General features: G+C 69.1%; 17 protein-coding genes and 1 tRNA gene. 13 read left to right on the top strand and 5 right to left on the bottom strand.

From position 1 onward, the window contains the following. The 3 genes from rpmG to trxB form a co-directional block, all read right to left on the bottom strand. Positions 1-171: a 50S ribosomal protein L33 gene (gene rpmG, locus Q8X39_RS09640; RefSeq protein WP_130483048.1), complete on the bottom strand. Its 171-nt coding sequence runs from the start codon at positions 169-171 to the stop codon at positions 1-3. An 18-nt stretch (positions 172-189) separates the two neighbouring features. Beyond that, positions 190-423 carry a 50S ribosomal protein L28 gene (gene rpmB / locus Q8X39_RS09635; protein WP_130483049.1) on the bottom strand — a complete coding sequence of 78 codons (234 nt, stop codon included), beginning with the start codon at positions 421-423 and terminating at the stop codon, positions 190-192. Positions 424-762: 339 nt separating this feature from the next. After that, positions 763-1725 carry a thioredoxin-disulfide reductase gene (gene trxB, locus Q8X39_RS09630; protein ID WP_305749450.1) on the bottom strand — a complete coding sequence of 321 codons (963 nt, stop codon included), beginning with the start codon at positions 1723-1725 and terminating at the stop codon, positions 763-765. A gap of 280 nt (positions 1726-2005) precedes the next feature. On the opposite strand from trxB, the gene Q8X39_RS09625 reads away from it, so the two are divergent. From Q8X39_RS09625 to Q8X39_RS09590, 8 genes are all read left to right on the top strand, one after another. Further along, positions 2006-2674, top strand: a complete 669-nt coding sequence (locus Q8X39_RS09625) for a Crp/Fnr family transcriptional regulator (protein WP_130483051.1) — start codon at positions 2006-2008, stop codon at positions 2672-2674. A gap of 64 nt (positions 2675-2738) precedes the next feature. Further along, a complete protein-coding gene (locus Q8X39_RS09620) occupies positions 2739-5114 on the top strand; it encodes a DNA translocase FtsK (protein ID WP_305749449.1) in 2376 nt (791 codons plus the stop codon). 53 nt (positions 5115-5167) lie between these two features. Continuing rightward, the gene (gene lolA / locus Q8X39_RS09615) at positions 5168-5767 is read left to right on the top strand and encodes an outer membrane lipoprotein periplasmic chaperone LolA (protein WP_305749594.1); all 600 of its coding nucleotides are present in this window, start codon (positions 5168-5170) and stop codon (positions 5765-5767) included. Between the two features lie 69 nt (positions 5768-5836). Next, positions 5837-7159, top strand: coding sequence for a replication-associated recombination protein A (locus tag Q8X39_RS09610; protein ID WP_305749593.1), 1323 nt, complete (start codon positions 5837-5839; stop codon positions 7157-7159). 240 nt (positions 7160-7399) lie between these two features. Continuing rightward, positions 7400-8335, top strand: coding sequence for a branched-chain amino acid ABC transporter permease (locus Q8X39_RS09605; RefSeq protein ID WP_305749448.1), 936 nt, complete (start codon positions 7400-7402; stop codon positions 8333-8335). Between the two features lie 16 nt (positions 8336-8351). Beyond that, positions 8352-9437, top strand: a complete 1086-nt coding sequence (locus Q8X39_RS09600; RefSeq protein WP_305749447.1) for a branched-chain amino acid ABC transporter permease — start codon at positions 8352-8354, stop codon at positions 9435-9437. A gap of 11 nt (positions 9438-9448) precedes the next feature. Next, complete coding sequence (locus Q8X39_RS09595; protein WP_305749446.1) at positions 9449-10225, top strand: ABC transporter ATP-binding protein; 777 nt, start codon at positions 9449-9451, stop codon at positions 10223-10225. Positions 10226-10249: 24 nt separating this feature from the next. Next, the gene (locus Q8X39_RS09590) at positions 10250-10975 is read left to right on the top strand and encodes an ABC transporter ATP-binding protein (protein ID WP_305749445.1); all 726 of its coding nucleotides are present in this window, start codon (positions 10250-10252) and stop codon (positions 10973-10975) included. 223 nt (positions 10976-11198) lie between these two features. Here the strand turns inward: Q8X39_RS09590 and ppc are convergent, their stop codons facing one another. Then, complete coding sequence (gene ppc / locus Q8X39_RS09585; RefSeq protein WP_305749444.1) at positions 11199-14087, bottom strand: phosphoenolpyruvate carboxylase; 2889 nt, start codon at positions 14085-14087, stop codon at positions 11199-11201. Between the two features lie 172 nt (positions 14088-14259). On the opposite strand from ppc, the gene hemC reads away from it, so the two are divergent. From hemC to Q8X39_RS09560, 5 genes are all read left to right on the top strand, one after another. Next, complete coding sequence (gene hemC / locus Q8X39_RS09580) at positions 14260-15222, top strand: hydroxymethylbilane synthase (RefSeq protein WP_305749443.1); 963 nt, start codon at positions 14260-14262, stop codon at positions 15220-15222. Positions 15223-15239: 17 nt separating this feature from the next. Beyond that, positions 15240-16046 (top strand): uroporphyrinogen-III synthase, encoded by an 807-nt coding sequence (locus tag Q8X39_RS09575; protein ID WP_305749442.1) that lies wholly within the window; start codon positions 15240-15242, stop codon positions 16044-16046. 182 nt (positions 16047-16228) lie between these two features. After that, entirely contained in the window at positions 16229-17431 is a 1203-nt protein-coding gene (locus tag Q8X39_RS09570; RefSeq protein WP_305749441.1) for a uroporphyrinogen-III C-methyltransferase, read from the top strand. A gap of 13 nt (positions 17432-17444) precedes the next feature. Further along, positions 17445-18692, top strand: coding sequence for a heme biosynthesis HemY N-terminal domain-containing protein (locus Q8X39_RS09565; RefSeq protein WP_305749440.1), 1248 nt, complete (start codon positions 17445-17447; stop codon positions 18690-18692). 54 nt (positions 18693-18746) lie between these two features. Beyond that, positions 18747-18823 (top strand) — tRNA-Arg (locus tag Q8X39_RS09560). A gap of 169 nt (positions 18824-18992) precedes the next feature. On the opposite strand, the gene Q8X39_RS09555 is transcribed toward Q8X39_RS09560, so the two are convergent. Next, complete coding sequence (locus Q8X39_RS09555) at positions 18993-20189, bottom strand: amino acid aminotransferase (RefSeq protein ID WP_305749439.1); 1197 nt, start codon at positions 20187-20189, stop codon at positions 18993-18995. Positions 20190-20271: the final 82 nt, after the last annotated feature.

The following is a 20271-nucleotide window of genomic DNA, read 5'->3' as shown; positions in this document are numbered from 1 at the left end:
TCACTTGAGCTTCACTTCCTTGTACAGCACGTGCTTGCGTGCCTTCGGGTCGAACTTCATGAATTCGAGCTTTTCGGGCGTCGTCTTCTTGTTCTTGGCCGTGGTGTAGAAGTGGCCGGTACCCGCGGTGGATTCCAGCTTGATCTTTTCGCGTCCGCCTTTGGATGCCATGGTGTCTTACCTCGCGGTTCAGAGTTCGCCGCGGGCACGCAGGTCGGCGACGACCTGCTCGATGCCCACCTTGTCGATCAGACGCAGAGCTGCGTTGCTGATGCGCAGGCGCACCCAACGGTTTTCGGTTTCGAGCCAGAAGCGGCGGTACTGCAGATTCGGCAGGAAGCGACGCTTGGTTTTGTTGTTGGCGTGGGACACGTTGTTCCCCACCATCGGGCGCTTGCCCGTGACTTGACAGACGCGTGCCATGACGCTTCTCCAGACTGTGTTTCAACACGGCAAACAGCGCAAGCCAGCCGCTGGGCCGATCGACCGGGTGCGGACACACCGGGCGGCGGCTCTGGAGGCTCGGGCGGGTCGCGGGTCTGATCGACCTGCAACCGCAGCGCCGGGCCCCGGCTTGATGTTTGCCCCTCCGGCCTCGTGTCGCCGACCCCCACGTGCGGCACCCTGAGATGCCTGCCGTGCGGGCCTGCGCCGGAAGACCGGGCTAGGACGGCAAAACGAAGATTATAGACAAAGGCGAGGCCAGCCCGCCAGAGCTGCCGAGCACGCGGCTGGGCGGCCCGTTCCGGCCTCGCCTCGCGCTCAGTGCGCGCCGCCCTGTTCGAGGAAGCGCTGGGCGTCCAGCGCGGCCATGCAGCCGGTACCGGCGCTGGTGATCGCCTGACGATAGACATGGTCCTGCACGTCGCCAGCCGCGAACACGCCCGGCACGCTGGTCATCGTGGCAAAGCCGTTCAGGCCGGTCCGCGTGACGATGTACCCGTCCTTCATCTCCAGCTGGCCCTGGAAGATGTCCGTGTTCGGGTGGTGGCCGATGGCGATGAAGCAGCCGCGCACGGTCAGGTCGCGGGTGCTGTCGTCGGTGGTGCTGCGCAGGCGCACGCCGGTCACGCCGGAGGCATCACCGAGGACCTCGTCCAGGGTCTGGAACAGGTGAAGCTCCATCTTCCCGGCGGCGACCTTCTCGTGCAGCTTGTCAACCATGATCGCCTCGGCGCGGAACTTGTCGCGTCGGTGGATCAGGTGGACCTTGCTGGCGATGTTCGACAGGTAGAGCGCCTCCTCGACCGCCGTGTTGCCGCCGCCGACCACGCAGACCTCGTCGCCACGGTAGAAGAAGCCGTCGCAGGTCGCGCAACCGCTGACCCCGCGGCCCATGAAGGTCTGCTCGGACGGCAGGCCAAGGTATTTGGCGCTGGCGCCGGTGGCGATGATCAGCGAGTCGCAGGTGTAAGTGCCTGCATCACCGGTGAGTTTCAGTGGCCGTTGCGAGAAATCGACCGCGTTGATGTGGTCGAACACCATCTGCGTGTTGAAGCGCTCGGCATGCTGCTGGAAACGCTGCATCAGGTCCGGGCCCAGCACGCCGGCGACGTCGGCCGGCCAGTTGTCGACCTCGGTCGTCGTCATCAGCTGGCCGCCCTGGGCCATGCCGGTGATCAGCACGGGCTTGAGATTGGCCCGCGCTGCATAGATGGCGGCGGTATAGCCGGCGGGGCCCGAACCGAGGATCAGGACTTGGGCATGCAGGTTGTTGGTGCTCATGTTTCTAGCGTGGCGTCGGGTTTGTGAAGTTCAAGGTCCGCAGCTGCAACCGGTTATCAATTCGGGACTGCTGCGCTGTTCAATTCGGCAACGCATGGGTTAGAGTGAGAGAGGCGTTACACATGCGTGAAATAACTGGCCGTCGGCGAGCCCTGCTCTGCCCGACCAAGCTGGTCCCGGACGCCGCAGGAGGATCGAGGGATTGTATGAACGACCTGCTGTGGCGTGCCGGTAGGCCGACCATGAACACGATAGAACCAACTCAAGCAGGAGTGCCTCGATGGCCATGCTCTCGAATCTCGATCTGATCCGGCGCGTCCCTCTTTTCTCGATGCTCACCAACGAACAGGCCCAGACCGTGGCCGACGGGGTGATCAAGCGTCGCTACCGCCGTGGCGAGATCATCGTCGAGCAAGGCCGCAAGTCCGACGCGCTGTTCATCCTGCTGAGCGGCCGGGCCCGCGTCGTGACCTCGGACTCGCGCGGCCGCGAGGTCATCCTTGCCGTGCTGGAGCCGGGCGACTACCTCGGCGAGATGAGCCTGATCGACAACGAGCCGCATTCGGCCACCGTGCGTGCCGAGGTCCAGACCGACGTGCTGGTGCTGGGCCGTGGCGAGTTCGCCGCCTGCCTGCCGGAGAACTCCAGCCTGTCCTACGCGATCCTGCGCGGCCTGGTCGGCCGCCTGCGCAACGCCGACCGCCAGATCGAGTCGCTGGCGCTTCTCGACGTGTACGGCCGCGTCGCCCGTGCGCTGCTGGACATGGCCACCGACGAGGATGGCCAGCGCATGATCCGCAGCAAGGTCTCGCGTCAGGACCTGGCCAAGGTCGTGGGTGCGTCGCGCGAGATGGTCAGCCGGGTCATGAAGGACCTCGAGGAGCGCGGCCTGATCGAGACCCAGGAAAACGGCTGGGTCGTGCTGACCGACCGCCTCACGACGCAGTGAGCCCGACGGGCGCGCGGCTCGCCGCCGTGCCGCCCGACGGGTCCGATCGCCGACAATCCGGCGCATGACGTATCCGCTCGGTTCGCTGCGTGCGTCGTCTTCGGGCGACAGCGCATCCTCCTCCCGTTCCCACGCCGCCGGCGCACCGGACCACGTCCCGCGTGGCGCTGCCTCTTGGCGCCTGCAGGCGGCCATCGCGTTCGGTGCGACCTTGCTGGTGCTGTGGCTGATGGCGCTGCTGAGCCACCACCCGGGCGACCATGCCTTCTCGACCTCCGGCGACGGCGCCGCGACCCGCAACTGGGTCGGCGCGCTGGGTGCCTGGTGGTCCGACCTTTCCTTCGTCCTGTTCGGCCTGTCGGTCTGGTGGTGCCTGCTGTTCCTGGCGCGCGGCTGGCTGGCGCTGCTGGCGCGGGCGCTGCGAACCGACGGCGAGGGCCGCGGCGGCGCCGACCCGACGCCGTGGCGGCCGCACTGGCTGGCCTGGGTCGGCCTGGCCCTGCTGATCGCGGCGAGCTGCTCGCTCGAATGGACCCGCCTTTATCGCCACGAGGACACGCTGGCCGGCGCACAGGCCGGCGGCATGCTGGGTGCGACGCTGGGTTCCCTCAGCATGAAGCTCCTGGGCTTCGCCGGCAGCGGCGTGGCCTGGATCGTGGTGATGCTGGTGGGCCTGTCCTGGGCCTTCCGCTTCTCGTGGAGCGTGCTGGCCGAGCGCATCGGCACGGCGGCCGAAGGCCTGCGTGAACGCCGCGAGGAGCGCCGCGAGCGCGCCGAGGACGAGCGCATCGGCCAGCGTGCCCAGCGCGAGCGCGAGCAGCTCGTCGAGGTCGAGCGCCAGATCGAGGAAGTCCAGCCGCCGCTGGTGATCGAGGTGCCGCCGCCGGCCGTGCCGCCGTCCGAGCGGGTCGTCAAGGAACGCCAGCAGCCGCTCTTCCAGGAACTCGACAACGGCAAGCTGCCGCAGGTCGACCTGCTCGACGCCGCGCCGTCGACCCGCGTCGAGACCGTCACGCCCGAGACGCTGGAGATGACCAGCCGGCTGATCGAGAAGAAGCTCAAGGACTTCGGTGTCGAGGTGCGCGTCGTCGCGGCCCAGCCCGGCCCGGTGATCACCCGCTACGAGATCGAGCCGGCCACCGGCGTGAAGGGCTCGCAGGTCGTCAACCTGGCCAAGGACCTGGCTCGCTCGCTGAGCCTGGTGTCGATCCGCGTGGTCGAGACCATTCCCGGCAAGACCTTCATGGCGCTGGAGCTGCCCAATGCGCGCCGCCTGACGATCCGGCTGGCCGAGATCCTCGGCTCGCAGGTCTACAACGGCGCGGCCTCGCAGCTGACCATCGGCCTGGGCATGGACATCATCGGCACGCCGGTGGTGGCCGACCTGGCCAAGATGCCGCACGTGCTGGTCGCCGGCACGACCGGCTCGGGCAAGTCGGTGGGCATCAACGCGATGATCCTGAGCCTGCTCTACAAGGCCGAGGCACGCGACGTCCGCCTGATCCTGATCGATCCGAAGATGCTCGAGATGAGCGTCTACGAAGGCATCCCGCACCTGCTCGCCCCGGTCGTGACCGACATGAAGCAGGCCGGCAACGCGCTCAACTGGTGCGTGGCCGAGATGGAGCGGCGCTACAAGCTGCTCAGCAAGATGGGCGTGCGCAACCTGGCTGGCTACAACAAGAAGATCGCCGAGGCGACCGATCGCGGCGAGCTGATCCCCAACCCCTTCAGCCTGACGCCCGACGCGCCCGAGCCGCTGTCCCGACTGCCGCACATCGTCGTGGTGATCGATGAACTCGCCGACCTGATGATGGTGGTCGGCAAGAAGATCGAGGAACTGATCGCACGCCTGGCGCAGAAGGCGCGGGCTTCTGGCATCCACCTGATCCTGGCCACGCAGCGGCCCAGCGTCGACGTCATCACCGGCCTGATCAAGGCCAACATCCCGACCCGCATCGCCTTCCAGGTCTCCAGCAAGATCGACAGCCGCACCATCCTCGACCAGATGGGCGCCGAGGCCCTGCTCGGCCAGGGCGACATGCTCTACCTGACGCCCGGCGGCGGCCTGCCGGTGCGGGTGCACGGTGCCTTCGTCAGCGATGACGAGGTCCATCGCGTGGTCAGCTACCTCAAGACCCAGGGCGAGCCCGACTACATCGAGGGCATCCTCGAAGGCGGTGTGCTGGACGGTGAAGGCGGCGAGGGCGGTGACCCGGCCGGCGGTCCGTCCGGAGAGGCCGACCCGATGTACGACCAGGCCGTCGCCATCGTGCTGCAGCACCGCCGGGCCTCGATCTCGCTGGTGCAGCGCCACCTGCGCATCGGCTACAACCGCGCCGCGCGGCTGCTCGAACAGATGGAGCAGTCGGGCGTGGTCTCCAGCATGGCGACCAACGGCAACCGCGACATCCTGGTGCCGCCGCGCCAGGGTGACTGAAGGCTCACGACATGATCCACACGAAACTCACCACCCGCCGCCGCTGGCTGGCCATGCTGGCCCTGTCGCTGCTACCGCTCTGGCCCGTGACCGCCCAGGCCGACGCGGTCGGCGCGCTGCGCGACTTCGTGCGCGAGGTCCAGTCCGGCCGCGCCAGCTTCACCCAGGTCGTCACCGGCAACGACGGCGCGCGCAAGAAGCCGTCGTCCGGCACCTTCGAGTTCCTGCGGCCGAACCGCTTCCGCTTCGACTACCTCAAGCCCTACGAGCAGCTGATCGTGTCCGACGGCAGCAAGGTCTGGCTGCACGACGTCGACCTCAACCAGGTCACGGTGCGGCCCTATGACCAGGCGCTGGGCAGCACGCCGGCGGCGCTGCTGGCGGGTGGCTCGATCGAACGCGACTTCACGCTGTCGAACCAGCCCGACGAGGCCGGCCTGCAATGGGTGCTGGCCGAGCCGAAGAATGCCGAGGGCAGCATCCGCAAGGTGCGCGTCGCCTTCCGCGGCAAGGACCTCACGGCCTTCGAGATCACCGACGCCTTCGGTCAGCGCTCGCGGCTGGACTTCCAGCGCGTCGAGACCAACCCGGCCCTGCCGGCGACCCGCTTCCGCTTCGTGCCGCCGGCGGGTGCGGACGTGCTGCAGCAGTGATGCCGCCACGGCGGACCTCCTGACGTGAGCGACCTGTTCGACGGCGCCGAGCCGCAGCCCTTGCCGGCGTTGCGTGCGGAACGTGGACCGCTGCCTGCGGCGGCGGGCGCCGCCGGTGCGATCCCGCTGGCCGAGCGGCTGCGGCCGCACCACCTCGACGAGGTCATCGGCCAGCATGACCTGCTCGATGCGGGCAAGCCGCTGCGCGTGGCCTTCGAGTCGGGGCAGCCTCACTCGATGATCCTGTGGGGGCCGCCGGGCGTGGGCAAGACCACGCTGGCGCGGCTGATGGCCGATGCCTTCGAGGCCGTCTTCGTGCAGATCTCGGCCGTGCTCGGCGGCGTCAAGGAGATCCGCGAGGCGGTCGAGCAGGCCCGCGTCGCGCAGGCCCAGGGGCGGCGCTGCATCGTCTTCGTCGACGAGGTACACCGCTTCAACAAGTCGCAGCAGGACGCCTTCCTGCCGCATGTCGAATCGGGCCTGTTCACCTTCATCGGCGCGACCACCGAGAACCCGTCCTTCGAGGTCAACTCGGCGCTGCTCTCGCGCGCCACCGTGCATGTCCTGCAGCCCATCGGCGAGGCCGACCAGCAGGCCCTGCTGGCACGTGCCTGCGAGGCGCTCGGCGCGGCCGCGCCCGAGGCGGCGGCGGCCACGCGGCTGATCGCCTATGCCGACGGCGACGCGCGCCGGCTGCTCAACACCTTCGAGAACGTCGTGCGCATGGTCGGGCCGCAGACCATCGTCGACGAGGCCGTGCTGGAGCGCTGCCTCGGCGCGCAGCTGCGCCGCTACGACAAGGGCGGCGACCAGTTCTACGACACGATCTCGGCGCTGCACAAATCCGTGCGCGGCAGCAACCCCGATGCCGCCCTGTATTGGTTCGTCCGCATGCTCGACGGCGGCGTCGACGTGCGCTACGTGGCGCGCCGGCTGATCCGCATGGCCACCGAGGACATCGGCCTGGCCGACCCGCGCGCGCTGCGCCTGTGCCTCGATGCCAGCGAGACCTACGAGCGGCTCGGCTCGCCCGAGGGCGAACTCGCGCTGGCCAACGCGGTGATCTACCTGGCCGTGGCACCCAAGTCCAACGCGGTCTACACCGCCTACAAGGCCGCCCGGGCCTTCGTGCAGCAGGACGGCACGCGGCCGGTGCCGCTGCACCTGCGCAATGCACCGACCGCGCTGATGAAGACGCTCGACTTCGGCCGCGACTACCGCTACGCCCACGACGAGGCCGATGGCTACGCGGCCGGGGAGCACTACTTCCCCGAGGCGCTCGATCCGCCGCCGGCCTTCTACCACCCGGCACCGCGCGGGCTGGAGATCAAGATCGCCGAGAAGCTGGCCCGATTGGGTGAGCTGGACGCGCAGGCGAAGAAAGCTCGTTGAAGCCCGGTCAATACCGCATCGAAGGTGGTGCGGTCTGCGGAAAACACGAATCTTTCGCGGGATAACCGAGCCATACAATCCGCGCCGCTTGACGCCGACCAGGCCGCTTTCGAACCCCTTCGAGGCCGCCAGCCCACGACACATCGGGCACGGTCGTTGCGTGAACGAGCGGCAGGCCATGAACCCGCCGCATCAAGAACGAATAGCGGGCTAAGGGCACCGCATCCTGGAGACCTTTCGATGGACACCTTCGTACAGCAGATCATCAACGGTCTGGTGCTGGGCAGCATGTATGCGCTCGTGGCACTGGGCTACACGATGGTCTACGGCATCATCAGCCTCATCAACTTCGCCCACGGCGAGGTCCTGATGGTGGGCGCCATGGTCAGCTGGACCGTGGCCTCGGCCTTCCAGTCCGCCGGCATCATGTGGCCGGGCTGGGTCATCCTGCTGATCTCGATGGTGGCGGCCATCGTCATCTGCTCGCTGCTGAACTACTCGATCGAGAAGATCGCCTACCGGCCGCTGCGCAACGCGCCGCGCCTGGCCCCGCTGATCACCGCGATGGGCATGAGCCTGCTGCTGCAGACGCTCGCGATGATCATCTGGAAGCCCAATCCGAAACCCTATCCGCAGCTGATCCCGGCGGACGTCTACTTCCTGTGGGAGGACGGCCCGGTGATCACGCTGACCCAGGTGCTGATCCTGGTCGTGACCGGCGTCGTGCTGAGCCTGCTGCTGTGGCTGGTCAACAAGACCAAGCTCGGACGCGCGATGCGCGCCACCGCCGAGAACCCGCGCGTGGCCGGCCTGATGGGCGTGCGTCCCGACCACATCATCAGCGCCACCTTCATCATCGGCGCGGCGCTGGCGGCCATCGCCGGGATCATGTGGGCGGCCAACTACGGCACCCTGCAGCACAGCATGGGCTTCATGCCCGGCCTGAAGGCCTTCACCGCCGCGGTGTTCGGTGGCATCGGCAACCTCACCGGTGCGATGGTCGGCGGCGTGCTGCTGGGCCTGATCGAGGCGATCGGCGCGGGCTACCTCGGTGACCTGACCGGCGGCGTCTTCGGCAGCCACTACGTCGAGATCTTCGCCTTCCTGGTGCTGATCCTGGTCCTCACGCTGCGTCCGAGCGGCCTGATGGGCGAACGCGTGGCCGACCGCGCCTGAACCCGGAGACCTCGCGATGAATCCGAAGAACCGACTCCTCGTCATCCTGATCGCGGCCGTCGCCCTGCTGGCGCTGCCGCTGTTCGCGGCCCAGTTCGGCCAGGGCTGGGTGCGCATCATGGCGCTCGCGCTGCTGTACGTGCTGCTGGCGCTGGGCCTCAACATCGTGGTCGGCTACGCCGGCCTGCTCGACCTCGGCTATGTGGCCTTCTATGCGCTCGGGGCCTACCTGTTCGCGCTGGTCGCCTCGCCGCACCTGTCGATGAACTTCGCGTCCTTCAAGGCCGCCTTCCCGAACGGGCTGCATTTCCCGATCTGGATGGTGGTCCCGGTCGCGGCCGTGGTGGCCGCGGTCGCCGGCATCGTGCTGGGCGCTCCGACGCTCAAGCTGCGCGGCGACTACCTGGCGATCGTCACGCTGGGCTTCGGCGAGATCATCCGGGTGTTCATGAACAACCTGGAGCATCCGCTCAACATCACCAACGGCCCGCGCGGCATCAGCCAGATCGACCCGATGACCTTCTTCGGCTTCAGCTTCGGCAAGCCGCTGGTGATCGGGACCTACTCGATCCCGTCGGTCGCGTTGTATTACTACCTGTTCCTCGCGCTGGTCGTGGGCAGCGTGGTGATCTGCCACCGGCTCGAGAACTCGCGCATCGGCCGCGCCTGGATGGCCATCCGCGAGGACGAGATCGCCGCCAAGGCGATGGGCCTGAACACCCGCAACCTCAAGCTGCTTGCCTTCGGCATGGGCGCCACCTTCGGCGGCGTGTCGGGCGCGATGTTCGCGGCCTTCCAGGGCTTCATCTCGCCCGAGTCCTTCACGCTGATGGAGTCGGTGATGATCGTCGCGATGGTCGTGCTGGGCGGCATCGGCCACATCCCGGGCGTGATCCTGGGCGCGGTGATGCTCTCGGCACTGCCCGAGGTGCTGCGCTATGTCGCCGGCGACGTGCAGTCCATGACTGGCGGCCGCATCGACGCGGCCATCCTGCGCCAGCTGCTGATCGCGCTGGCGATGATCGCGGTGATGCTGTTGCGTCCGCGTGGCCTGTGGCCCGCGCCGGAACATGGCAAGGCGGCCCCGGCCGTCGTGAAGTGAGGAGCACGCACATGAATGACACCGTTCTCGAGGTCAAGGGCGTCTCCAAGCGCTTCGGTGGCCTGCAGGCCCTCAGCGACGTGGGCATCACGATCCGCAAGGGCCAGGTCTATGGCCTGATCGGTCCCAACGGCGCCGGCAAGACCACCTTCTTCAACGTCATCACCGGGCTGTACACGCCCGACGGCGGCACCTTCGAGCTGGGCGGTGCGACCTACACGCCTCAGGCCGTGCACCAGGTGGCGGCCGCGGGCATCGCGCGCACCTTCCAGAACATCCGTCTCTTCCCCGAGATGACGGCGCTGGAGAACGTCATGGTCGGGCGCCACGTGCGCACCGGCTCAGGCCTGGTCGGCGCGATCTTCCGCACCGCCAGCTTCAAGGCCGAGGAGGCTGCCATCGCCCAACGCGCCCAGGAACTGCTCGACTATGTCGGCATCGGCAAGTACGCCGACTTCAAGGCCCGCACGCTGAGCTACGGCGACCAGCGCCGGCTGGAGATCGCCCGCGCACTGGCGACCGAGCCGAAGCTGATCGCGCTGGACGAACCCGCCGCCGGCATGAACGCGACCGAGAAGGTCGTGCTGCGCGAGCTGATCGACCGCATCCGCAACGACGGCCGCACCATCCTGCTGATCGAGCACGACGTGAAGCTGGTGATGGGCCTGTGCGACCGCGTCACCGTGCTCGACTACGGCAAGCAGATCGCCGAAGGCACGCCGCACGACGTGCAGCGCAACGAGAAGGTGATCGAGGCCTACCTCGGTGCCGGTCACAAGGCCCACTGAGCGCAGCGAGCGGAGCACACACACATGACACAAAGCAAACAGCAGGTGCTGCTCGAAGTGCGCGGCCTCAAGGTCGCCTACGGCGGCATCCAGGCCGTCAAGGGCGCCACGATCGAGGTTCGCGAAGGCGAGCTCGTCAGCCTGATCGGTGCCAACGGCGCCGGCAAGACCACCACCCTCAAGGCCGTCACCGGCATCCAGCCGATCGCCGATGGCGACGTGCACTACCTCGGCCGCAGCATCCGCGGCCAGGGTGCCTGGGACCTGGCCAAGCAGGGCCTGGTGATGATCCCGGAAGGGCGCGGCACCTTCACGCGCATGTCCATCACCGAGAACCTCCTGATGGGCGCGTACACGCGCAACGACAAGGAGATCGAGGCCGACATCGAGAAGGTCTTCGGCATCTTCCCGCGCCTGAAGGAGCGCCGCGACCAGCTCGCCGGCACGATGTCCGGTGGCGAGCAGCAGATGCTCGCGATGGGCCGTGCGCTGATGGCCCGTCCGAAGGTGCTGCTGCTTGACGAGCCGTCGATGGGCCTGTCGCCGATCATGGTCGACAAGATCTTCGAGGTCGTCGGCGACATCCACAAGCAGGGCGTCACGATGTTGCTGGTCGAGCAGAACGCCAGCCGTGCGCTGGCCATTGCCGACCGTGGCTACGTGATGGAATCCGGCGAGGTCACGATGAGCGGCCAAGGCCGTGCGCTGCTGGACGACCCGAAGGTGCGGGCGGCCTACCTGGGCGAATGACCGGGGCCTGAAACGGCCCGTGGCGATCGGCCTTCCCGGCCGGTCGCATCAAGAAGAACGCCGGCCTGTGAGCCGGCGTTTCTGTTGGGTGGACGACCATCCCACCCCACGCCCGGCCTTGCAGGGCCGAGGGTGGACTGCCATCGCACCCCACGCCCGGCCTTGCAAGGCCGGGCGCTTCGTCCGGCGCGAGGCCGTCCTCAGGACGGCCTCTGGTCCGGACTCAGCCCGTGTTGCGCAGGCCGGCGGCCACCCCGTTGATCGAGATGTGGATGCCGCGTTGCAGGCGCTCGTTGACGGCGTCACCGTCCTTGCGGTTGCGGTAGCGGCGCATCAGCTCGACCTGCAGGTGGTTGAGCGGATCGAGGTAGGGGAAACGGTGCTCGATCGAGCGCGCCAGCGTCGGGTTGCTGGCCAGGCGCTGCTGCTCGCCGGTGATGGCGGTCAGGGCCTGCTGGGTGCGGGTCCACTCGGCCTCGACGGCCGCGAAGATGCGCTTGCCGAGCTTCTTGTCCTCGACCAGGTCGACGTAGCGCGCCGCGATCGCCAGGTCGGTCTTGGCCAGCACCATGTCCAGGTTGGACATCAGCGTGCGGAAGAACGGCCATTGCTTGAACATGCGCTGCAGCAGCAGCAGCCGGCTCTTGCGCTTGTCCTCGCCCTGTGCGTTCAGGAAGGTCTCGACCGCCGAGCCGAAGCCGCACCAGCCCGGCAGCGCGACGCGGCACTGGCCCCAGCTGAAGCCCCAGGGAATCGCACGCAGGTCCTCGATCGCGCGGGTCGCCTTGCGCGAGGCCGGGCGCGAGCCGATGTTCAGCTCGGCGATCTCGCGGATCGGCGTCGCGCTGAAGAAGTAGTCGGTGAAGCCGTCGGTCTCGTAGACCAGCTTGCGGTAGGCCGCCATGCTGGCGTTGGACAGCTCGGCGGCGGCGTCCAGGAAGCTGCGCGGCGCGCTCTGCGTCGGATGCAGCAGCGTGGCCTCCAGCGTCGCGGCGACCAGGGTCTCGAGGTTGCGCAGGCCGATCTCCGGGTGCGCGTACTTCGAGGCGATCACCTCGCCCTGTTCGGTCAGGCGGATCTGGCCGTTCACGGTGCCCGGGGGCTGCGCCAGGATGGCCTGGTAGCTCGGACCGCCGCCGCGACCGACGGTGCCGCCGCGGCCGTGGAACAGCCGCAGCTTGATGCCGTGCTCGCGGCCGAGCGTCTCGAACAGCTCGACCAGCGCCAGCTCGGCGTCGTAGAGCTCCCAGTTGCTGGTGAAGAAGCCGCCGTCCTTGTTGCTGTCGCTGTAGCCCAGCATGATGTCCTGCTCGCCGGGGCCTTCCAGGCCCGAGCGCACGACCATGCCGGTGATGCCGGGCAATTCGTAGAAGGCCCGCATGATCGGCGCGGCGTTGCGCAGGTCGCCGATGGTCTCGAACAGCGGCACGACGATCAGCGAGTTGGTCGCGTCGTCGTCCAGCGTGCCGCGCAGCAGGCCGGTCTCCTTCTGCAGCAGCAGGACTTCGAGCAGGTCGCTGACGTCCTCGGTGTGCGAAATGATGTAGTGCCGGATGGCGCTGCGGCCGTAGCGGCCGAGCATCTCGCGCGCGGTCTCGAAGATCGCCAGCTCGCTGCCGGCGTGTTCCGAGTAGACATGGCCGGTGACGCGCAGCGGGCGGGTTTCGTTGAGCAGGCGCACCAGCAGCTCGCGCCGCGCGGTCTCGTCCAGCGCGCTGTAGTCGGCCTCGACACGGGCGATCTTCAGCAGCTCGGCGACCACCGCCTCGTGCTTGTCGGAGCTCTGGCGCAGGTCGACCGTGGCGAGGTGGAAGCCGAAGACCTGCACCGCGCGCATCAGCGGGGCCAGGCGCGGCGCGATCAGGGCCTGGGCATGGTGGTGGCGCAGCGAGGCCTCGATCACCCGCAGGTCGGCCATGAACTGGCTGGCGTCGGTGTACGGATTCTGCGGCGGCACGGCATGGCGCAGCGCCTCGGTGCCGGTGAACTCGTGCAGCGTCGCGGCCAGGCGCGCATACATGCCGATCAGCGCGCGGCGGTAGGGCTCGTCCTCGCGGTGCGCGCTCTGGTCGGGCGAACGGGCGGCCAGCGCCTTCATCGCATCGGTCACCGGCGCGAGCAGGTTGGACATCGACAGCTCGCCGCCCAGCGCGTGGACTTCGGTCAGGTAGTGCCGCAGCACGGTCTCGCTCTGGCGCGACAGCGCGCGGCGCAGCGTCTCCGCCGTCACGAAGGGGTTGCCGTCGCGGTCGCCGCCGATCCAGTTGCCCATGCGAAAGAAGCTCGCGATGTCGTGGCCGGGCAGGGCCTGCTCGACCGCCTGGTACATGCGCGGGATCTGGCGCAGGAAGGTGCTGTGGTAGTAGCTGAGCGCGTTCTCGATCTCGTCGGCCACGGTCAGCTTGGTGTAGCGCAGCATGCGCGTCTGCCACAGCTGGGTGACGCGGGCGCGCAGCAGCGCCTCGTTCTCGGCCCGCTGGTGATCGGTGTGCAGGTCGTCGCGGGCACCGATCAGCTCGGCCACGGCGCGCTCGGCGTCGAGGATGCTCTTGCGCTGCACCTCGGTCGGGTGGGCGGTCAGCACCGGCGAGATGTAGGCCTGCTGCAGCGTCTGGGCAATCTGGTCGGCGCGGATGTCGGCATCGGACAGGCGCTCGAAGGTCATCGCCAGCGAGCCTTCCTGCAGGTGCCCGGCACGCTCGTGGACCTCGCGGCGGCGCACGTGGTGGCGGTCCTCGGCGATGTTGGCCAGGTGCGAGAAGTAGCTGAAGGCGCGGATCACGCTGACGGTCTGGTCGATCGTCAGGTTCTTCAGCAGCCGGTCCAGCGCCTTGCCGGCCGTCGCGTCCTGCTTCAGGCGAAAGCCCACCGACAGCTGGCGCACGCGCTCGATCAGGTCGAAGGCTTCCTGCCCTTCCTGCTCGCGGATGGTGTCGCCCAGGATGCGGCCCAGCAGCCGGATGTCCTCGACCAGCGGCCGGTTCTTCTCGGCAGCATCGGCCGCAGTCACGACTTTCGGTCGCGTCGACCTGGCGCCCGCAGCGGGCGGCGTGACCTTCGTGGACTGTCGGGCGGCACGGGCGGGGCGGGAGTTGGCGGCAGCGCGCGGCATTGAAACCTCAGTGTTCAAAAGTTAGTAACAAAGTTACAAGACGATGGTATCACCGGCCATTCGCGGCGAACACGCAAGATCGGGGCCAAAACGATTCAGGGCCAACCCTTGCAGCGTCCGCGCGACGACCCGAGGCAACGGACAAGGCCATCGCTTGGTCGACAATCCAGCCATGACTGCCCCGCTGCCCAACCCCTGCATCATCGCCACGCGCGAAAGCCGGCTCGCCCTGTGGCAGGCCGAACATGTCCGTGACCTGCTTGGCGCCCGCCACGGCCTGGCCGTCGAGTTGCTCGGCATGACGACCCGGGGCGACCAGATCCTTGACCGCGCCCTGTCCAAGGTCGGCGGCAAGGGCCTGTTCGTCAAGGAGCTGGAGGTGGCGCTGGAAGAGGACCGCGCGCACCTCGCGGTCCACTCGCTCAAGGACGTGCCGATGGTGCTGCCCGACGGCTTCGTGCTGGCTGCGGTGCTTGAACGCGAGGACCCGCGCGACGCCTGGGTCTCGCCGCGACATGCCGACATCGCCTCGCTGCCGCAGGGCGCACGCGTCGGCACCTCCAGCCTGCGCCGCGTCGTGCAGCTCAAGGCGCTGCGGCCCGACCTGGACGTGCAGCCGTTGCGCGGCAACCTCGACACCCGGCTGCGCAAGCTTGACGAGGGCCAGTACGACGGGATCGTGCTGGCGGCGGCCGGCCTGAAGCGCCTGGGCCTGGGCGAGCGCATCCGCTGCGTCATCGACCCGGGCGTGATGCTGCCGGCCGCGGGCCAGGGCGCCCTGGGCATCGAGGTGCGTCAGGACGCCACCGCGCTGCGAGCCTTGGTGGCCCAGCACATCGACGTCGGGACCTGGTTGTCGGTGCACGCCGAGCGGGCCGTGTCGCGCGCGCTCGGGGGCAGTTGCAGCATGCCGCTGGCCGCCTTTGCACAGTGGGACGGCGACGAGCTCGTGATCGAGGCCCGGCTCGGCCATCCGCTGGACGCCAGCCGGCCGATCGTGCGTGCGCTGGCCCGCGCGCAGGTGCTGCGCACGCTCGACGCGACCCAGGACGCCGAGGCGCTTGGACTCGAGGTCGTCGCCCAGCTGCGTGCCGGAGGTGGCGACGACCTGCTGGCGGCGCTGCCCGAGGCCTGAAGCTGCCGGCCCTTGCCTTGCCCACGACCTCGGCGCTGCCCACGCTGATCGTCACCCGGCCGCAGCCGCAGGCTGACGAATGGGTCGATCGGCTCGCCGCGCTGGGCTGTCCGGCCGTCGCCCTGCCGCTGCTGGTGATCGAGCCGCAGCCGGCCTTCGCCCCGGCCGTCCGGCAGGCCTGGGCGACGCTGGCCACGCGTCGCCTGGTCATGTTCGTGAGCCCCAATGCGGTGCTGCAGTTCTTCGCCCAGGCGCCGGTCGGTTCGCGCTGGCCGGCCACGACGCAGGCGGCGGCCACCGGTCCCGGCACCGTCGCGGCGCTGCGGGCCCAGGGGCTGGACGCGGCTCAGGTCCTGAGCCCGCGGCCCGATTCGGCGCAGTTCGATGCCGAGACCCTGTGGCAGCAGCAACTCGCCGCGATCGACTGGCCGGGTCGGCAGGCGCTGATCGTGCGCGGCGAGGACGGCCGCGACTGGCTGGCGTCGACGCTGCGCGCGGCCGGCGCCCGTGTCGACCTGCTGGCGGCCTACCGCCGCATCGCGCCGGCCTGGGACGACGCGCAGCTGGCGCTGCTGGCCCGCATCGAGGCCGATCCGGCGCGCCACGCCTGGCAGTTCAGCAGCTCGGAGGCCGTACGTCACCTGGCGGCCTGGATCGCCAGGCAGGCGCGTCCGCAGCCCGGCCTGCTGGCGACAACCGCGCTGGCCACGCACCCACGCATCGCCGAGACCGCGCGCGCGGCCGGCTGGTCGCAGGTCATCGAGGTGACGCCCGACGCGGCGCAGATGCTGGCCCGCCTGAGGCAGATGCCGTTCCCCGATTGACACGGTTCCTGCATCGGTTGGCATAGGTCCCGTCGATACAATGGTTTTGACCTCATCCCGGTGCGCAACGCCTCATCGTGTCCTCTGTATCACCCCCCGAGCGCGGCGCCGATCAGGCTGCCACCCCACCCGCTGAGGCGGCCCTTCCTCCCGAAGCGAGCGCGTCGCCATCCAGCGAACCCTTGCCCGACATCGGCCTGCTCGACGCGCCAGCCGCATCGGCAGCAGCCGCGTCTTCGTCCGTCGCCGCGCCGGGTTCCAGGCTCGGCCTGGTGATCGGTCTGGCGGGCGCGGCCATGGCGCTGATCGCTGTCACGCTGGCCTGGAACACGCGCGGCCAGCTGGCCGATCTCGAACGCGAGCTGGTGCGACGCCAGCAGACCAGCGCCGACCAGTCCGCCGAGGCCCGCGTGCTCGCCACCGAGGCGCGCGACGTCTCGCGCGACACGGCGGCCAAGACCGCGTTGCTCGATGCCAAGCTGGCCGAGGTCGCGTTGCAGCGCGGCCAGCTCGACGACCTGCTGCAGTCGCTGTCGCGCTCGCGGGACGAGAACGCCATCGCCGACATCGATGCAGCGATCCGCGTCGCCCTGCAGCAGAGCACGCTGACCGGCAGCGCCGAGCCCCTGGTGCTGGCGCTGCGCTCGGCCGACGAGCGGCTGGCGCGCATCAACCAGCCGCGTCTTGAACGCCTGCGCCGCGCCATCGCCCGCGACCTGGACCGCGTGCGCGCCGTCAGCGTGCCCGACATCGGCGCGCTGCTGATCAAGCTCGATGAGACCGTGCGGCTGGCCGACGAGATGCCGTTGACGGTCGAAGCGGCCAAGCCATCGAACGCGGCCAACGCGGCCAACGCGGCCGAACTGCCGGCACGGGTTGCCGCCCCGGCCGGGGCGGCCTCGAAAGCGGCCGGCGTGGTCAGCACGGTGTCTTCTTCGGCTTCGGCTGCCGTGGCTGCGTCTGCTGCGGCTTCCGCATCCGGTCCCGGCAGCGTGGGCGCCGTCGTGCTGCCCAAGCTGAAGCTGGCCTGGTCGTCCTCCATCGGCCTGGTGATCGAGGAACTGCGCAGCCTCGTGCGCGTGACCCGCATCGAACAGCCCGAGGCCATGTTGCTGTCACCCGAGCAAGGCGTGCTGCTGCGCGAGAACCTCAAGCTGCGGCTGCTCAACGCGCGGCTGTCGGTGCTGTCGCGCCAGCTCGAGTCGGCCAGTTCGGACCTGCAGGGCGCGGACCTGTCGATCCGGCGCTACTTCGATCTGCAATCGCGCAAGACCCAGCTGGCGCTGGACCTGCTGCGCCAGGTCGGCCAGCAGACCCGACTGGTGGGCGTCCCGCGCCCGGATGAAACCCTCGCCGCCACGGCCGCCGCCGTGGCCGGCCGCTGACGGACGGCACGCGATGCGCTGGGTCATCTGGCTGGTCATCCTCTTCGTCGTCGCGGCGCTGGCCGCCGGTACGCTGGGCAACAACGACGGCATCGTCTCGATCTACTGGGCGCCCTGGCGGGTCGACCTGTCGCTCAACCTGTTCCTGCTGGGCATCGTCGTGACGGGGGCCTTGTCCTACGTCGCGGTGGGCACGCTCAACCGCCTGATCGGACTGCCCGAGCGGGCGCGGGCCTGGCGCCTGCAGCGCCGCGAACGCGCCGCCCAGACCGCCCTGCGCGAGGCCATCGGCCTGCTCTACGCCGGTCGCTACAGCCGGGCCCACAAGGCGGCACAACGGGCGCTGGAGATCCAGGCCCTGACGCCCGAGCTGACCGCCGACGGCGAGTTCGCGACGCTCGCGCACCTCCTCGCCGCGAGCAGCCTGCATCGACTGCAGGACCGTGCGCGGCGTGACGAGCAGCTGGGCAACGCGCTGACGGCATTGGGCCCCAAGGCGGCGCACCTGCCGGTGGCCGAGGGTGCGCGCCTGCTGGCAGCCGAATGGGCGATCGACGACCGCGAGGCCGGCCGCGCGCTGGAACAGCTGGCCCAGCTGCCCGCTGGCGTCGCCCGCCGCACCCAGGCCTTGCGCCTGCGCCTGCAGGCTGCCCGCCTGGCGCGCCAGCCGCTGGAGGCCCTGCGCACCGCGCGCCTGCTGGCCAAGCACCAGGGCATCGCCCCGGTGGCCGCGCACGGCATCCTGCGGTCGCTGGCCATCGAGGTGCTCGACACCGCCCGCGACGCCGATCAGCTGCGCCGCATCTGGGCGCAGCTCGACGCGGCCGACCGGCGCGATCCGGTCGTCACGGCGCGGGCGGCCAGCCGTTCGGCCGAGCTCGACTGCATCCCGGATGGCCGGGGCTGGCTGCGGCCGCACTGGACCGAGCTGTCCAAGCTGGGCGAACGCGAACGCGCGGCGGTGCTCAAGGCCTTCATCGACGTGCTGCCCGGCCTGCCAGTCGACTGGCTGCCGCTGCTCGAGGAATCGGTCTCGGCGCAGCCGGGCGACATGCCGCTCGCGCATGCCGTCGGTCGCGCGATGGCCGAGCGCCAGCTCTGGGGCCGCGCGCGGCGTCTGCTCGAAGGTGTCGCCCAGAGCGCCAGCGCCGAAGCGGCCCAGCGCCAGGACGCCTGGCGCTGGCTTGGCCGCATCGCCGACCGCGAGGGCGATGAGGCCCAGGCCCAGCGCTGCTACCGGGAAGCTGCACAAATCATCTGAGACCGCTTGACGCTTTGATTTCTTCGTTGTTATAGTAGCGGTCTTGATTGCAGTGCGGCTGTAGCTCAGTTGGATAGAGTACTTGGCTACGAACCAAGGGGTCGTGGGTTCGAATCCTGCCAGCCGCACCACCCGTGACGGGGCCTACCGAAAGGTAGGCCCCGTTTCCGTTTGGGCGATCGGAAAGTCATGGCGGGCAGGGTGTCGTGAACCGGCGCCAGGCGCCATGAAAAAAGCCCGGCAATGCCGGGCTTGCTGGGGACGACTGGGGACTGCTGGCAACTGCTGGGTGTCAGCCGATCACAGCACCTTGGCGATCGAGTCGACCACGTAGCCGAGGTTCTTGTCGTTCAGCGCGGCCACGCAGATGCGGCCGGAGTCGACGCCGTAGACGCCGAACTCGTCGCGCAGGCGGACCATCTGGTCCTTCGTCAGGCCGGAGTAGCTGAACATGCCCTTCTGCTGCGCGATGAAGCTGAAGTCGCGCGACACGCCGGCTGCCTTCAGGCGCTCGACCAGCGCGGTGCGCATCTGTCGGATGCGGGTGCGCATGCCGGCCAGCTCGGTCTCCCACATCTGGCGCAGTTCCGGCGTGGTCAGCACGGTGGCGACGACCTGTGCGCCGTGCGTCGGCGGGTTGGAATAGTTGGTGCGGATGACGATCTTGAGTTGCGACAGCACGCGCGCGGCGTCTTCCTTGCTGCCGCAGACCACGCTCAGCGCGCCGACGCGCTCGCCGTAGAGCGAGAAGCTCTTCGAGAACGAGGTCGAGACGAAGAACTCGATGCCGGCAGCCAGGAACTTCTGGACCGCGGCGCCGTCCTCGGTGATGCCGTCGCCGAAGCCCTGGTAGGCCATGTCGAGGAAGGCCACCAGCTCGCGCGACTTGACCGCCTCGACGACCTGGTCCCATTGCGCCGGGGTGATGTCGTAGCCGGTCGGGTTGTGGCAGCAGGCATGCAGCACGACCACGGTGCCGGCGGCGGCCGAGCGCAGCGCGCCGATCATGGCGTCGAAGTTCACGCCCTTGGCGGCGGCGTCGTAGTACGGGTAGCTGCCGACCTGGAAGCCCGCGTTGGTGAAGAGTGCGCGGTGGTTCTCCCAGCTCGGGTCGGAGATCAGCACCGTCGCGCCCGGGTTGACGCGCTTGAGGAAGTCCGCGCCGATCTTCAGGCCGCCGGTGCCGCCGATGGCCTGCACGGTGGCGACGCGGCCGCCCTGGACGACCACGCTGTCGGCGCCGAACACGAGGCCCTGCACCGCCTTGTCGTAGGCGGCGATGCCCTCGATCGGCAGGTAGCCGCGCGCCTTGGGCGCTTCCATCATCTGGCGTTCGGCCGCGATGACGCACTGGAGCAGCGGCAGCTTGCCGTTCTCGTCGAAGTAGACGCCCACGCCCAGGTTGACCTTGGCGGGGTTGGTGTCGGCACCGAATTGCTCGTTCAACCCGAGGATCGGGTCACGCGGCGCCATCTCGACGGAGGTGAAGAGGGACATGATCTGGCCTGTCGGCTGGTGTTGGAGGGGAAGTCCACCCTGAGTTACCCTGGGCGGTTGCGCAAATTTTAGGCGAGGACAA

It is taken from the genome of Leptothrix discophora, assembly GCF_030705305.1.
Classification (GTDB): domain Bacteria; phylum Pseudomonadota; class Gammaproteobacteria; order Burkholderiales; family Burkholderiaceae_C; genus Sphaerotilus; species Sphaerotilus discophorus.
Note: the sequence above shows the minus strand (reverse complement) of the source record. Positions and strands in the feature narration are given on the sequence as shown.